A 16,266-nucleotide genomic window follows, 5' to 3' on the forward strand; every position below is an offset into this window, starting at 1 on the left:
TAACAATAAAGCTAAATTGAAAAAGCTCCGCTAATAAACCATCGCTTGTGTTTTCTCATTTACTCCTCTTTCACTTCTCTTTGTGAAATAGATCTTTTAGTGGCTTTGCTAGCAAATAAATTAAATAAACAGAAGCGTTGCTTCTCGCGTAAGCAAGCTTCACGCCTACAGCCGAAATTTAACACCGTGAATAAGATTAACGAGTAGACGCACAACTTGTTGGCGTGACGGGCAAAGCCCGTAAAAAGTAATTTGTTCACAAAGAGGTTAAAAGACGCTGCGCTTTTAGAGGTAACAATAAAGCTAAATTGAAAAAGCTCCGCTAATAAACCATCGCTTGTGTTTTCTCATTTACTCCTCTTTCACTTCTCTTTGTGAAATAGATCTTTTAGTGGCTTTGCTAGCAAATAAATTAAATAAACAGAAGCGTTGCTTCTCGCGTAAGCAAGCTTCACGCCTACAGCCGAAATTTAACACCGTGAATAAGATTAACGAGTAGACGCACAACTTGTTGGCGTGACGGGCAAAGCCCGTAAAAAGTAATTTGTTCACAAAGAGGTTAAAAGACGCTGCGCTTTTAGAGGTAACAATAAAGCTAAATTGAAAAAGCTCCGCTAATAAACCATCGCTTGTGTTTTCTCATTTACTCCTCTTTCAGTTCTCTTTGTTCAATAGATCTTTAAGTGGTTTTGTTAGCAAAGAAATTAAATAACTAGATGCGGTGCTTCACGTCTTCAACCAAAATTAAATATCCAGTACAAATTAACCTGCAGACCCACAACTTGTTGGCGTGACGGGTAACGCCCATAATAAACGATTTATTCACAAAGAGGTTAAGAGACGCTGCGCTTTTAGAGGTGGTAATAAGATTAAGTTTTGCTAATAAACCATGGCTTATGTTTTCTCACTTACTCTTCTTTCACTTCTCTTTGTTCAATAGATATTTTAGTGGCTCTGTTCCGATTCAATGAATTTCGATACCAGTAAAAAAAAGCGCAATATAGATACCGCGCTATTAAATCAGCTTTTTAACTTCACTTGTTAAATTTACTCGCTTTCACTTTCCATAAAACGTTGTAGCTGATCTTTTAAGTTTGGCGGAATGCCTTTAATCACTAGTGTATCGGTTGCTTCGTTGTACGTTACGCGCTCACCTAAGTGTTTACGTTCAAAACTGACACTTACACCCCCACCAAGGCCTGAAAACTTAACCATACTGGTTACGGTTTTCTTATCAACGGGGAAAGTTTCTTCCAAGTCATAGCTTTGCTCTTTGCAAAAACTATCAAACGGGCTGTCATCGCCTTTTGTAAGCGTTGCAGATAGATCGCTCACACTTGCATCTTCGCCTGTGGTTACGCAATCATTACAGTAATCAAATACTTGTTTACGTAAATCGTCTTTTTCTGATTTATCAAACTGTTGCTCTGATAAATAATCCTCTACTGCGCTAAGCATTACTTGGCTTTGCTGTTTTGAATCAATACCCTCTTCACAGCCTAAAAAGTCTAAGAAAAAGTCAGCAACTTTACGACCCGCACGTCCTTTGATAAACGAAATATAACGATTATCTTCTGCTTGCGTATCCCACGCTGTTAAATCGATACGAGCAGCGAGTTGCATGCGAGATATGTCTAAATGGCGAGAAGCCGCTAAATCAAGCTCAGACGTCATAGAGTAATGCTCTTTAATGTTAATCATCGCAATTAACATGTAATCGGTAGCAACATACTGATAATGACAAAATACTAAATAGCCTGTTTCACTAAATGCATACTTATCAAGTTCTTCTTTTAAAACCGTTGAGGCTTGCTCGGTCATATGCCAAAAGCCTAGCTCATCGTTACGGTAGCTTTGCATTGCAGATGCTACAACACTGTTTTTATCACCACTGAAAGCACAGTAACCTTTACCTGGCTTACCATTGTATGCATGATGTAATTGTTCGATAAAAACGGCTACTTTATCGTTAATTACCATCTCATCATTTCGAAGGTGAATTTGCGTATCGCCGTCTTTTTTGTCTACATAATGAACGACTAATTTTTTAACGTCTGTTGTCATCTTTGTTTTTCACGCCTCTAGTGTTAAAATACGAGAATATAACTATTCTATTGAACCAACTAATGCCAATCTTATCAAAATACTCTAATGAAGAAGTAGAACAAATCGTCGATCAGCTTATTGATGTGCTAACTAAACACAATGCGCCGGTTGATTTAAGTCTTATGTGTTTAGGAAATTCTATCACGCATATCTTAAAAGAGCATGTACCAACAGGGAAAAGACAAGCTGTAACCGAGAACTTTGCAAAAGCGCTCGCGCAGTCGGTTAAGTAAAATTTATGAATTTATCGCAGCACAATCAATTTTCATCAAAAGCGAGTCAGCTGCTAAGTTGGGGGCATTGGTTTACCTTTGCCAATATCGGCTTAGCCCTACTTATTAGCTTAAGTTATTTATTTGCAGACTCGCCACCTACAAGCTTTTTAGGCATTACTTATATGCTAGTTACTTGGCTAAGCCACACTAGTTTTATAGCCTTTTTAGCGTTTGTGCTGACGGTATTTCCGCTTAGTTTAATATTTCCCTACCCACGGCACATTCGTGGCATGGCCGCTGTTATAGCCACTGTAGGTGCTTCATTGCTTACTCTTGATGCTTATGTTTATGTTAATTTAGGTTATCACCTAAGTATATCTGCCTTACCTGAAATCATTTCATTGTTGTGGCATCGTTTAACAAGCTCTCCTGCTTTAACAACCATTTTAGCCAGTGGGATTGTTATTGTTATTTTAGGCTTTCAGCTACTTGTCAGTAATTACACATGGCACCACCTTGAGCGTTTAAAGCAATATAAATTTGCACGTTACGCAATTTCTTTCTTAATCGTGTGTTTTTCGCTTAGCCACAGTATTCATATTTGGGCTGACGCCAATTTAAACTTTGACGTAACAAAACAAGATAATGTTTTGCCACTTTCATACCCTACTACCGCTAAAAGCTTGTTAGCTAAAAATGATCTGCTAGATATAGAAAGCTACGAGCAAGCACACAACGTAAAAATTAACAACCAAAATATTAGTTATCAAATGCCAAGCCCGCTTGAAAAATGCGAGGACTACACACAAGCCAATGTAGATATATTTGTATTTGAAACCCAACAACAACTCGAAAAGTTTGTTGCCGAGAATAAAAACATGCACAAAACAGAGCAGTTTTTACAGCCAACAAATCATGACGATACGTTATTTAGCTTAGTGTATGGTTTACCCGCTTTTTATAAAGCAGCAATTTTAACCGAGCAGACACTCCCAGTTTGGCAAAGTCAGCGCCGTAGCATTGAAGTAACTGGCATTGAAGAACTAAGCTTTATTAATGATCAAGCACATAGCTCTAGTGCTATTCGAGTAATTAAAGCGAGTGATACCCCTACTGTTCGAGATGATGAAACACAGGTTTTTGCTTTTAGTCTTGCCAATAACAAGCAAGAAGTAGTAACCACCTCAACTTTATACAGCTCTGACAAACGTATTTCTAAAGTAGATGGGCTAATTCAACCTAGCGATTTAATTGCAACAAGCGTTGGGCAATATTTAAATTGCAAAGCTATTGCCAAGCAAACAATGCTAGGCGTTAATCTATACAAGAAAAAAGACGATATGGGCGTGAACTACTCTCAGGGTGTTGTTATAGCCTATAAAAAAGATAGGATTACCTTAATAGATTCAGATGGTAACTTTAAAAACATTTCCGCCGCTGAAGGTTTTTCTATTGAACAAGGTTTAGATATACCATTTTTAGTACAGAGTATTAAAAAGCTCAAAACCTTTACCCAATAACAGTTATCCTAACCTAGCTTGATATACCACCAAGCTAGGTTATAGTTTTATATTGTTGTTAGATATAAAAACCAAGGATGACATGTATGTTTAAAACTTCTCGTTATATTCTCCATTCTAGCTTTTTACTTATCAGTTTTTTTAGCTTTAGCGATACCACTTACTACAAATGTGTAACAGAAAAAGGCACTGTCTTTTCTCAACTCCCCTGTGACGACGAAGCAACGACTTATAAAGTTAACACAACGGGTAATCAGTATTCTGGTCCTAAGGTTGACTACACTAAACAACTAAACGAACTTGAGCGTGAAAGGCTTCTATCTGGCTTAGAGGCAGAGCTTCGCAGTAATAACCATAAACTAACAATACTTGATCGTAATAAAGAGCGTGCTGAATACAAACAACAAGAGCGGTTAAATCATATCTTAGCCATTGATGATAAAAAGCGTATTACTAAAGACATTACTAAGAAACTAAAAATAATCAATAAAACATATAAGAAAAACGTATCGGCTGTGACTAAACAAATTAAAATTCTCGAAAAAAAGATAGCTCAATTCCAATAAGTTACTCTTAGTTAGTAAGTAACATTTATCTTGGTTTTAAACTTAAAATAACATACCCTTAACACAATAGAGTATAAACTCTAGGGACTTTTAAGGAGTGCAAATGCAACCTCGCCATATTGCTGAATTAATTTTAACGGGTTTTAAAAGGCACTATCAGTTATTTCAAAAAACAACAGCCAAAGCCCCTCTTGCCTTTGCAAAAAAAGATTGGCAAGCAATTAATGATATCAGCCGTTTGCGTATCAGCTATTATGATGATCGTGTTAACGAAACCACGCAAGCGCTAAAAAAAGAAACCCCAACCGAACAACTCGATGAAAGCATATGGCTTGAAGTTAAAAAGATATATCAGCATTTTTTATGTTTTCATCCCCAAGCAGAGCTCGCCGAAACTTTTTATAACTCTGTATTTTGCCGGCTGTACCATAGGCGCTATTTTCATAATGACTTTATATTTGTAGAAGCAACCTTAAAAGATGCTCCTTCAGTGCCTGTTGAGGCCGAATATAGAACATACTTTCCAGTAGTTGATGGCCTCAAACCAACAATAAAACGCATTATTAGTCATTTTGATTTTAAGGCCCCATTTGTAAATTTAGAGCGTGATATTCGCCTCCTTGTTAAAGCTTTTTATAAACAAGCCCCCGATACACATCACCAACCTTGGCAAATGCGCTTTGATATTTTACACACGCCTTTTTATCGAAATAAAGCAGCCTATATTGTTGGTCGTGTTGTTTCAAAAAGTGGGGTTCAGCCCTTTATAATCGCTGTATTACACGATGAAGATAACGGATTATATTTAGACGCACTTTTAACTAAGTCATCTCAAATGCGTGTTATTTTTGGCTTTGCCCGCGCTTATTTTATGGTAGAAACTCACGCACCGTCAGCACTTGTCCGGTTTTTAAATCAACTTATGCCAAACAAAACACTTGCTGAGCTCTATAACGCAGTGGGTTTTCATAAGCAGGGGAAAACTGAGTTTTACCGAGAGTTTTTAAATCACTTATCTCACTCTAGTGATGAGTTTACAATTGCACCGGGGACTCCCGGTATGGTGATGATGGTATTTACTCTCCCCTCATTTGGTTATGTTTTTAAAGTAATAAAAGACAAATTTGGTGAGAGTAAACCCTTCGGCCGTGATACCGTATTAAAGCGCTATCAACTGGTAAAAAACCATGATCGCGTTGGGAGAATGGCCGATACCATAGAGTATTCTAACGTCGTATTTCCTTTGGCGCGTTTTGATAGTAATTTACTTGCGCAATTACATAAAACAATTGGCTCATCAATGGTAATTGAGGGCGATTGGTTGATCATCAAGCATTTGTATATTGAACGGCGAATGACACCTCTTAACTTGTTTTTAGAAAATGCTGATGAAGAAAGTGTCGCCGACGCGATTGAAGAATATGGGCAAGCCCTAAAAGAAATGATTGCTGTTAATATATTCCCTGGTGATATGCTCTTAAAAAACTTTGGTGTAAGTAAGCACAAACGTATTATTTTTTACGATTACGATGAAGTTCAATATCTAACCGATATGAACTTTAGAGCATTACCAAAAGCAAAGAGCTATGACGACTATTTAATGGATGAACAAAGTTACTCTGTTGCACCACAGGACGTATTTCCTGAGCAACTTTGTACATTTGTAATGCCAAACCCTATGTATAAGAAGTTTTTACTCAGCACTCATCCTGAGCTTATAGATGTTAGCTTTTGGAAGCAGGCACAACAAAATATAAAAAATGGTCAGGTAAGTCATATTTACCCATACCCGACAGCACAGCGCTTTATTCACCACTGGTAAGCGCTAAAGGACACACACAATGAATATAAGTAAAATAGATTTAAATTTACTCGTTTACCTCGATACATTGCTTCGAGAATGCAACGTAACACGCGCTGCTAATCAATTGAGTATAACTCAACCTGCAATGAGTAATGGCCTTAAACGTCTTCGTAACTTATTTAACGACCCTATTTTAGTTCGTACCAGCGATGGTATGGTGCCTACCGAGCGTGCTTTGGAGTTACAACCCGTTATTCGTGGCATATTAATGACCCTTGAAGAAACTCTAGCTCCTAATCGAGAATTTGAGGCAAGCCAGAGTAAGCGTGTGTTTAGAATAATGGCCAGTGATTACGCTGCAAGTACATTAGCACCAAAGCTTTTAAGTAAATTGCACGAAGAAGCCCCCGATACTACTTTAGATATACTCACACCAAGTGATGTCACCTTTCATGATGTAGAAAACGGTAAAGTAGATATGGCAATCAACCGTTTTGAAAACTTACCGCAGTCTTTTCATCATAAACGTATTTGGAAAGATAGTTTTTGCTGCTTAGTAAAAGCCGATAATCCTATAATTGAAAACTTTAGTCTCGACAGCTATTTAAAAGCGCGCCATATATGGGTAAGCAAAACAGGTTTTGGTGTAGGTGTAGGCATGGACCCTAAAGATGTGCAAAAACTTGGCTGGGTTGACGAAGCACTTGCGCACTTTGGTAAGCATCGTAATATTGCCACTTTTACGCGTAACTACCATGTGGCAATTCATTTAGCTAAAGAGAAAAATTTAATTGCGACCCTTCCTTCAAAAGCCGCAAATATATATTTAGATGATCCGGGGCTTAAAATTTTAGAGCCACCATTTCCAATCCCTCCTTTTGAGCTTGATATGATTTGGAGCCCACTGTTACATCGCGATGCGAGTCACATTTGGTTACGTCAAAAAGTAGCTGAAGTAGCTGAAGAGCTAAAATAACTTTATTACACAATATAATGTAAAAATTGCTAGGTTAATTTTTTGCCTGTTAACTTAGCATCTTACTGAAACAAAATTAAACCAATAAAATCAAATAACTACACAACCATTGAAACGTGGAACATACATTGCTTTTATTAAATTGAACTATACATTCATTTAATTAAAGAGGTCATTATGAACACCCATCAAGGATCAGAAGTAAATCATATTACTGACATCATTCAAGTTATGAACAGCGGCATCGATTTTTATCAAAAAGCACAGGAAAAAGTTGAAGACCCTGCTATTGGTGCACTTTTTCAGCGTATGATAGATGCCCGAAAAGTGAGTGTTGAGCGCTTGCAGCCATATGCAATTAATGAAAAAGGCGAACGCGAAGATGGCTCATCTTTCGCAGTTGAAGCACGACGTGCGTACACAGCCCTATTGACTACTTTCACCTCACACAACGACAGCACGTATGTAAAAGAGCTTGAAGAGGTAGAAGATAAAACCCTTGAAGAAATTAAAGCAGCAATGGATAAACCGCAACCAGCTGACTGCGAAGCTGCACTGGCTAAAACATTATTAACAATGCAAAGCTGCCATGCAGAAATGAGCCGTATGCAAAAGCATTAAGCTGACATAGTGCATAACTAGAACCCAGCCTCGAGCTGGGTTTTTTATTGCCTCTAATACCAATCTACATAGTTTTTTAAGCAATTTAACAAATTGCATTACATTATAACGATACTAAATAGACCCCATATATAAGCAGAACGGTATAAACACCACCTTATTTCACCACATTTTAAATACATAATTAATACAAATATTTAATGTTATTAGAATATTTATTTAACCACGCTTTATTTTTGCTGTGCTAATTTTGTTAATATGTACCTAAAACCTTGCTGTGGCGCCGCAGCATTTAATTAAAAGTAAGGTCCAATATAAAAAACAAACTAACCAAACTACAAAATAATGCTGATGTAGATATGACCCCGATGTTAGACATAGTGTTCATTTTACTAATTTTCTTTATTGTAACTACATCTTTTGTAAAACCTGTGGCTATTGAATTAAACCGACCACTCGACAGCCCTCAAATAGATAAGCCTGTTAAAAATGCTTTATTTAGAATTGATGAAAGTAACGGAATATATTTTTCGGGGAGGTTAATTGATTTAGAGCAAGTTGCGACTAATTTAGCGATGTTCGCGGCTAAATATGAAATAAGTTCGGTACTTATAACCGCAGACGAAAACAGTACACATAATACTTTAATGAGTGTAATGAATAATATTAAGCAATACGATGATTATTCAATAAGTTTGATTTCTAAATAAAACAGCCCAATATAAAACCAAAAAAAGGGCCTTACGGCCTAATGCCGATCAGTTAAGAAAATGACCGATTGACCGATCCAAACGATCATGCAAAATCCGTAGTTAGGAAACTAACTACGGATTTTTTTGTGAATATAGAACAAGCACTGCAAGCAACACTTGAAGAAAGCAGCCGATACCATACCTTTGAAAAATTATCAGAAATTCTTGACCCTGAAATCATTGAACAAGGTTTTCAACAAGCTGGGATTGCAACCGTTCGTAAGCGAAGGTTACCGCTTGAGGCCGTTTTGTGGTCAGTTATTGGCATGGCATTGTTTCGAAAAGAATCGGTTTGGAATATCGCTAATAAGCTAGATATCATGTTACCTGGCAAGAACCAACTCGTTGCTCCAAGTGCGATGGTACAAGCGAGACAAAGGTTAGGTGATGATTCCGTTAAACACGTTTTCAATAAATCTGCTCAATCAATGTATAAGCAACAGTCATTCGAAACATGGAATGGCTTGAACCTATTAGCTGTTGACGGTGTTGTGTGGCGAACAGCCGACACGCCTGATAATCGTAAAGCCTTCTCTTCTGGTAGCAACCAATACGGTGATACAGCCTTTCCTCAAATACGCATGGTCTGTCATATGGAATTGACCAGCCATCAACTGCTCAGTAGCGAGTTTGATAACTATAAAACCAACGAGATGAAATTAGCTGAGCGTTTAATTGAACGTACACCAGATAATTCACTGACTATGTTTGATAAAGGATATTATTCTTTAGGCCTGTTAAATCGTTGGCACCAAACTGGGAAGATGAGGCACTGGCTGATACCAGCAAGGCCCGACTTACAGTATGAAATCATCTCCAGCGCGGGTAAAAATGACCATATCATTGAATTGAAAACAACAAAGCATGCACAAAAAAACTTTCCCGATGTTCCTGAAACGATTAAAGCGAGATTAATCAGTAAAACAATAAAGGGCAAAAGCTACCGTATATTAACCTCGATGACGGATAGATTGCGTTATCCAGGTAATGAAATTGTTGAATTATATTGTCATCGTTGGGAGATAGAACTTGGGTTTAGAGAAATCAAACAAACCATGCTTGATAGCGCATACCATTTAAGAAGCAAGCGTCCAGACATGGTGCGTCAGGAGCTATGGGGCGTGTTACTCGCCTATAATTTAATACGAAGAATAATGACGATGGCGGCGACAGTTACAGGGATATGGCCTAACCAGCTTAGTTTCTCTAGCAGTTCGATGGCTGTCATTCAGTATTTCTCGTCAGTATCTATAATGAGTCCAGGGAACATTCCAATACACTGGCAGCACTTACTCAATACACTGGTCTTATTTAAGCTTCCAGCTAGACGAGAGGATAGAAGATACCCCCGATGGGTTAAGCCAAAACCATCTAAGTATCCCCATAAAAAGAAAAATGCCAGTCAGCTTAACTGACTGGCATTAGCCTTACGGCCCTTTGAGTTAAATAACGAAAGGGAGGTTATTAATTAAAAACGGTATTCTGCGCCTACGTAGTAGTAAGCACCGTTAAATCCAAATGGAGCAGAACGACGTGAGTAGTCAAACACACCTGAGCTGCTTATTACTGTGTTGCCACTAGCATCCACAATAGTACCTGAGCGAGAGTTACCTATTTCGTTTTTATCTGGGTAAACATCAAACAAGTTATTTGCACCAATATTTACCGATAAATCTTCAGTAACGAAGTAGTTAACTTTAACGTCAGTTAAAATTTCTGCGCCATACGTTTGACGACCACCATCTTCTACTGTGTACTCACCAAAGCGATTAAGTGACAGGTTAACTGTCCAATCATCACGTTGATAAAGTGCACTTAAGTTAATACGATCCTCTGGTTGCCACTCTTCAATAATAGAGATGTCTTCAGCTGAAAATATATCTTCTACGTTTACTGTCTCAAGGCTTGAGCCAGCAGGCGAAAATAACGATACAACATCTGTTTTAGTAAAGTTAGCTGCAAGTGTAAAATCAAGCGTGCCGCCTAAACCTTCAGTGTTCCACGTTGCTACAAAATCAACACCACGAGTTTCTGTATCAGCACCATTTAAGAAGAACTGACCTACGCCAGCACCCGCACTATTTAGTGCAGCATCAAGGCTTGTAGATAAACCTTTACCTAAGCGGTCACTAATTACAATACGGTCGTCAATATCAATTGAGTAGTAATCAACGGTTACATTAATATTATCTGTAACGTTATATACAATACCTAAACTACGGTTTTGTGATTTTTCTTCTTTAAGCTTTGGAATACCTAAGCTTTGCGCAAGTGTTGAATCATTTCTAAATGTACCAACCTCTTCTGCAACTAAATTACCATTAGTACCAACAACAAATTGCGTACTTACGTTATTAAAGTAAAGCTGCTGCATTGAAGGCGCTCTAAAACCTGAGCTTAATGCACCACGTAGTGAAATATCGTCGGTTACAGACCAGTTACCAGCAAGCTTAAAGTTTACTGTATCACCAAAGCCTTTGTAGTTATCGTAGCGAAGTGCACCCGATAAAATTACATCTTCAATCACATAAGCTTCTGCATCTATGTAAAATGAAATTACATCACGCGATTCATCAACTGATGACGCAGGAGCTGAACCACCAAAACCTTGTGAACCACCTGATGCATCTTCAGAACCAACACCACCACTTAAGCCGTTGTAAATACTTACACCGTTGGTTGTATCGTAATCGCGGTATGCGTACTCATTACCTTCTAAAATGCGATATTCGTCAGTACGGATTTCAGCGCCCATTGCTAAAGAATAATCATCAAAGTTTTGCGTAAAATCAATATTGATTGTTTGCAGTGATAATTCCATGCCGTAAGCGTACGCTTCACGTGGGATTGTTGTACGAATATCAGCAGCACTTAAACCTTGGTCATAACGTAAAAAGTTAGCGTATGAGGCATTGATAGTGTCACTTGTCGTGTAATCAATGCTGTTTTCACCATAGGTGTATGATAAATCAAGGCTTGCATCGTTATCAAACTCAGTTTTATAACCAAAGTTGTACGAGATATCGTCGATAGTTGTATTAATTTTTGGTAAGAAACCTAGCGGAATCGTCGCATCATTATCTTGTAGTACTGGGTTACCACCTGCATTTGCATTATGACGGAAAAATGCAGCCGACTCATTTTCACGTGTTGAGTAAGTAATAAAGCCGTAAAGCTCGCCATCACCTAACTCGTAACCGGTATTAATTGTTAAACCAAACTGCTGAGAATCAGCATCACCAATTCTGAATGTATCACGATCGGCTGTCAGCTCACGCGGATCGCCAGCAAGTAAAGTGCCGTCACTTAGTTCTGTACAACCATAAAACTGACAAGAGCCATGTAAACCAGCGCGGTTAGTCGGTGCACGGTCACGGTAATTGATAGTTGTATTTAAATAACCGTCATCACCTAGCGCAAAGCCTTTATTAAAATCAAGGTTAATGGTTTCGCCATCGCCTTCAGAATATTGACCGTAGTTAATAGCCGCTTTGCCACCTTCGCTACCATCTTTAAGCACAATATTAATAACACCTGCAATTGCATCAGAACCATACTGAGCAGCAGCGCCATCACGTAATACTTCAATGCGTTTAATTGCAGAAGCTGGAATTGCATTCATATCAGTACCTGCGGTACCACGCCCAACAGAGCCATTAATATGAATAATACTTGCTTGATGACGACGTTTGCCGTTAATTAACACCAATGTTTGATCGGGGCCCAAACCGCGAAGTGTCGCAGGTCTTAAAGCATCAGTACCGTCACTAATTGCAGAGCTTGAAAAGTTAAATGAAGGGGCGATAGACTGTAGCATACGACCAACTTCTGTTTGGCCTGTATTTTCAAGCGCTTCTGCACTTAAGATATCTACTGGAACGGGTAAATCTTCAACTGAACGTCCTGCTACACGGCTACCGACAATAGCAATTTTTTCAATTTTTTCTTGAGCGACTTCTTCTGCTGCGTTTACACCTTGCGAATTTACTGCAAGTAAAGCTGGTAATACTGCTGCACTGACCGCTGAAAGCTTCATCATGTTGTTATCATTCCTGTTGATTTGTTTGAGTTTTATACTCAGTAAACCATTTTGATCAACAACCGCATCGAGTTCAGTCCCACCTAATAATGCCTCTAGAGCATCTAGCTGAGTGTAAAATCCATAAACTGAATTTGCGTCATACTGCTTTGCCAACTCATAAGAAAACACCACGGTTTGCTCTGTTTGTTTAGCATATTCAATTAAGGCTTTGTCTGCTCGCTGCGCTTTTATATCAAATTGCACCATTTGCCCAGTGGTTTGAGTTGCTGCTTGTACACTCAAGCTAAAAATAGCCGGTACAAGCACACTAAATCCACTCAATAAATGCGTTTGGTTACTGCGCAACTTATATAAACAGCTGACAAACAAAAATCCTCCATGGTTTTGTTTCTTTTTTTTAATATTTTTTTTACCTTCAATCTTTATTGATGCAACTTTATCTAACATTAGTTTGATTTGCATAACGTCTACTTATGATTCTGTATGGTGTTTTAGCGTTACTACATGCTCACCTAAACGCTCATGATCAATCGAAAAATTAGTTTGTAAACTTTCTAGTAAACCTTCAACGTCACCCGCTTTAAATACCCCAGCTACTTTAATACTGGCAAGCTCAGCTGATGAAAGCTCAAAACGTGTGGCGGTATAGCGACTTACTTCATTTAAAGCATCGCTTAGCTCTTCTCCATTAAAAATAAGCATGCCATTTTGCCATGCCAAATCGCGTTGTACGTCGTTCATTGAAAGCTGGGTAATTGGCTTTGTAACACTCTGCTCTATAATTACTTTTTCGCCTGAGGTAACAATATTGGCATTAATTAGACGAATTTTTTGCGTGCTGTTATCTGCAAGCTGATAATCTTTAAAGTCATTTGCATCAACCGCTACACTAGGGTCGGTGATCATCACTTTGCCTTCGGTAACAACAAGCTCTAAATCTGATGAGGTATTACGCTGTACATTAAACACGGTACCGAGTGCGGTAAAGCTTTTGTCGCCGGCCATAACACTAAACGGACGCGTGGCATCTTTTGCTACATTAAAACGCCCTTCTCCTCGACTAAGTAACAACTGCCTGCGGCCTTTGCTATAAGCAACTTCTAGTAAGCTATTAGTATTAAGCTGCACTATAGTGCCGTCTGGCAATACATACGTTGCTTGCTCGCCTACTTTTGTTTTGTAAATTTTAGTGTAGTTAACTTTTGCAAGCTCTTTGTTATAGCCGTTTTCTAAATTAATTAATAAGTAGCTGCATACCATTAGTGCTGCAAATAAACTCGCTGCAATTGAGTAAGAAAACATCCACTTATTTTTTGATGCTTTAGTATTGTTACGCTGAGGAAATAAATGACTTAATTCATTTAACACCGAAAGCTCATCCCAAAGCTGAGCAAGCTCGTATATAGAGTCTTGATGGGCGATGCTTTGCATCATCCATAATTTAAATTGCTCTTTTTCATCATCAGTTAAACCACGATCAATCGCGCTTATCCAATCACATGACTTTTCTAAAATTAAATCTTTTGAATTAAATTGATGAACATTACTCATTCTGCGACCCTCTTAACTGAGATAGGGTGTGCTTGAGCTTTAGGGTTTGTTTGAGGGCTTTGCTCATGTTCACGCATGTACGACATGGTTTGTAACAACCCTTTGGCAATGTGTTTTTCAACAGTGCTTTGGCTTAACTGCATTTGGTCTGCGATCTCTTTTTGGCTCATGCCGTAAACTTTTTTTAATATAAAGCATTTACGAATCGATGAGCTTAGTTGCTCAGTAGCTCTACAAAAAAGTAAAAAGCGCTCTTTAGATGTGTATTCATCCTCAAGCTTCATTGATTTGAGTAATACCGGTAATTCGTTATCGTTTTCTAACGAATCATTAAATTTGTTGTCCCACTTAGCTATATGGTTAAGTGCTAAGTGTTTTGCTGTTTTAAGCATGTAACTGCGGGTAAACTGTATATCTTGCTTTAAATCAGCTTCGTAGCTTTTTACAAAGGTTTCTTGCACAATATCTTCTACATCGTCGGGTTGAACAATGCGCGATACAAAACGTTTGAGCTGTTTAGATATATCAACAAATGTTGACGTGAATTTTACTTTTTTCGTCATCCTTAACATCCACCTGTTGTTATTTTTATTACCGACAGGTTACGAGTTTTTGATATAAAAACAAGCTCAAATGTTAATTCTGGGTTATTTAAATGGATAGAAAGATAAATGAGTAAATTTTTAGATTACATCCGGCTTAGTTTCTTTGCATTCGGTTTACTACTTGGAGTGCAAATTCCTGCATTTGTAAGCGATTTTGGCCAAGCATTATCAGCCCAATTAATTGAAGCTAATAATGCTATTGCGCCTTTTAAAAGCGATGCAGCTAAGTATTTTAATAATGATTTAAATAAGCTAATTAAACACTATAAAAATATTGATGATGGGATTGTGAATAAAGGTGCAAGTAATATCAGTACACTTTACACACGACAACAAGACTTACAAATCGCTGTAAATAGGTTTGCGCAATCTCCATATATTTTTACTATGATCAGTGGCATGAGTGATGTAAAGCAACAAGTGTGGCAACGCTTCGAAGGTCAAATCATTTTAAAAAAAGACTCTATTATAGCCGCCATTGTTGCAGCTATTATAGTTGCCTTACTTGCCGAACTTACTGGTTATTTGTTTTTAACTGGAGTAAAACGCTCATTTAAACGCTTATTCGCAGCTCAAAAATAGTGATTTCATAAAGTCATAAAATACATCGGTTTTGCGGGTAGTTAAGCTATTTTGCGGACGCAAAAACCAAACTGGTGCATCATCTTGTGCCATGACACCGGGCATAACTTCAACTAAAATGCCATTTTTAATATCTTCATGAATAGCTATCATTGATTTAATTGCAATGCCATGACCTGCAATGGCTGCTTGAGTCATATTATCGGAATTAGAAATAGTAAAGCGTGTTCTTGCATTAAAAGTATGTGTTTTACCTTGTTCATCAAAAAGCTTTAATTGGCGCTGCCACGGCAGGCAAACCCAATAGTGTTCGCTCAATTGAGCTAAGCTTTTAGGCATGCCATATTTTTTTATGTAGCTAGGAGCTGCGCAAAGTATACGTTTGTTGTTTACTATTTTTCGTGACAGTAAACCGGAATCATTTAATTGTCCTACACGAATTGCCACATCTTGTGCGTCATCAACCACATTTACAAAATGATCAGTAATTAAAAAATCAAGTTTTAGTTCAGGATAGGCCTGCTCTAACTCATTAAGTCTTGGCATTACGTATTTTGAAAAAATCCAAGGGGGCATAGTCACGCGTAATAAACCACTCACAGATGAACTACGCGCACCAATACTATGCTCAGCGTCGTGCAGCGCCTCCATTATAGCGCCAACTCGCGTATAAAATATTTCACCTGCGGGAGATAACCGTACTCGTCGGCTATCTCTAAAAACAAGTACTGTTGCAAGCTCACGTTCTAATTTACTTAAGCGATGGCTTACCGTTGCAGGCGATAAACGCTGCTCGCGCGCAGCAGCAAGCACCCCTTTATTTTCAACTACTGCTATAAATGTTTCTAGGTCGCTTAAATTATACATAAAGATGCCATTGTGCACTTTTCAATGTTTAACATTTTCGAATGAAGCTTTCAGTTTTG

General features: G+C 38.1%; 14 protein-coding genes. 9 read left to right on the forward strand and 5 right to left on the reverse strand.

Annotation, left to right across the window (positions count from 1 at the left end; translation table 11 throughout):
- Positions 1-1,047: 1,047 nt before the first annotated feature.
- Positions 1,048-2,064, reverse strand: a complete 1,017-nt coding sequence (gene yejK / locus L659_RS0109990; RefSeq protein WP_024590450.1) for a nucleoid-associated protein YejK — start codon at positions 2,062-2,064, stop codon at positions 1,048-1,050.
- Positions 2,065-2,126: 62 nt separating this feature from the next.
- On the opposite strand from yejK, the gene L659_RS0109995 reads away from it, so the two are divergent.
- The 8 genes from L659_RS0109995 (at position 2,127) to L659_RS0110030 (ending at position 9,975) form a co-directional block, all read left to right on the forward strand.
- Positions 2,127-2,339, forward strand: a complete 213-nt coding sequence (locus tag L659_RS0109995; RefSeq protein ID WP_002961475.1) for a DUF1414 domain-containing protein — start codon at positions 2,127-2,129, stop codon at positions 2,337-2,339.
- Positions 2,340-2,344: 5 nt separating this feature from the next.
- Positions 2,345-3,841, forward strand: a complete 1,497-nt coding sequence (locus tag L659_RS0110000; RefSeq protein WP_024590451.1) for a DUF3413 domain-containing protein — start codon at positions 2,345-2,347, stop codon at positions 3,839-3,841.
- Between the two features lie 86 nt (positions 3,842-3,927).
- Positions 3,928-4,407: a DUF4124 domain-containing protein gene (locus tag L659_RS0110005; protein ID WP_024590452.1), complete on the forward strand. Its 480-nt coding sequence runs from the start codon at positions 3,928-3,930 to the stop codon at positions 4,405-4,407.
- Positions 4,408-4,510: 103 nt separating this feature from the next.
- Complete coding sequence (aceK, locus tag L659_RS0110010; RefSeq protein ID WP_024590453.1) at positions 4,511-6,229, forward strand: bifunctional isocitrate dehydrogenase kinase/phosphatase; 1,719 nt, start codon at positions 4,511-4,513, stop codon at positions 6,227-6,229.
- Between the two features lie 19 nt (positions 6,230-6,248).
- Positions 6,249-7,187, forward strand: a complete 939-nt coding sequence (locus L659_RS0110015; RefSeq protein ID WP_002961484.1) for a LysR family transcriptional regulator — start codon at positions 6,249-6,251, stop codon at positions 7,185-7,187.
- A gap of 177 nt (positions 7,188-7,364) precedes the next feature.
- Positions 7,365-7,808, forward strand: coding sequence for a ferritin-like domain-containing protein (locus tag L659_RS0110020; RefSeq protein ID WP_002961486.1), 444 nt, complete (start codon positions 7,365-7,367; stop codon positions 7,806-7,808).
- 314 nt (positions 7,809-8,122) lie between these two features.
- Positions 8,123-8,518, forward strand: coding sequence for an ExbD/TolR family protein (locus L659_RS0110025; protein WP_024590454.1), 396 nt, complete (start codon positions 8,123-8,125; stop codon positions 8,516-8,518).
- A 128-nt stretch (positions 8,519-8,646) separates the two neighbouring features.
- Entirely contained in the window at positions 8,647-9,975 is a 1,329-nt protein-coding gene (locus L659_RS0110030; protein WP_010554630.1) for an IS4 family transposase, read from the forward strand.
- 53 nt (positions 9,976-10,028) lie between these two features.
- Here L659_RS0110030 and L659_RS0110035 read toward each other — a convergent pair whose 3' ends face one another.
- Genes L659_RS0110035 through L659_RS0110045 form a run of 3 tightly spaced genes read right to left on the reverse strand, consistent with a single transcriptional unit; the run spans position 10,029 to position 14,716 of the window.
- The gene (locus L659_RS0110035; protein ID WP_024590455.1) at positions 10,029-13,064 is read right to left on the reverse strand and encodes a TonB-dependent receptor plug domain-containing protein; all 3,036 of its coding nucleotides are present in this window, start codon (positions 13,062-13,064) and stop codon (positions 10,029-10,031) included.
- Positions 13,065-13,073: 9 nt separating this feature from the next.
- Entirely contained in the window at positions 13,074-14,153 is a 1,080-nt protein-coding gene (locus tag L659_RS0110040; protein ID WP_024590456.1) for a FecR family protein, read from the reverse strand.
- Entirely contained in the window at positions 14,150-14,716 is a 567-nt protein-coding gene (locus L659_RS0110045; protein ID WP_007585687.1) for an RNA polymerase sigma factor, read from the reverse strand. Before L659_RS0110045 ends, L659_RS0110040 begins: the two co-directional genes overlap by 4 nt.
- Positions 14,717-14,824: 108 nt before the next feature.
- Between L659_RS0110045 and L659_RS0110050 the strand changes: the two genes are divergently transcribed.
- Positions 14,825-15,340, forward strand: coding sequence for a DUF2937 family protein (locus tag L659_RS0110050; RefSeq protein WP_024590457.1), 516 nt, complete (start codon positions 14,825-14,827; stop codon positions 15,338-15,340).
- Here the strand turns inward: L659_RS0110050 and L659_RS0110055 are convergent.
- Complete coding sequence (locus L659_RS0110055; protein WP_007585683.1) at positions 15,320-16,207, reverse strand: LysR family transcriptional regulator; 888 nt, start codon at positions 16,205-16,207, stop codon at positions 15,320-15,322. The genes L659_RS0110050 and L659_RS0110055 overlap by 21 nt on opposite strands.
- Positions 16,208-16,266: the final 59 nt, after the last annotated feature.

Origin of the sequence: Pseudoalteromonas sp. S8-8 (genome assembly GCF_000497875.1) — a bacterium.
GTDB lineage: Bacteria > Pseudomonadota > Gammaproteobacteria > Enterobacterales > Alteromonadaceae > Pseudoalteromonas > Pseudoalteromonas arctica.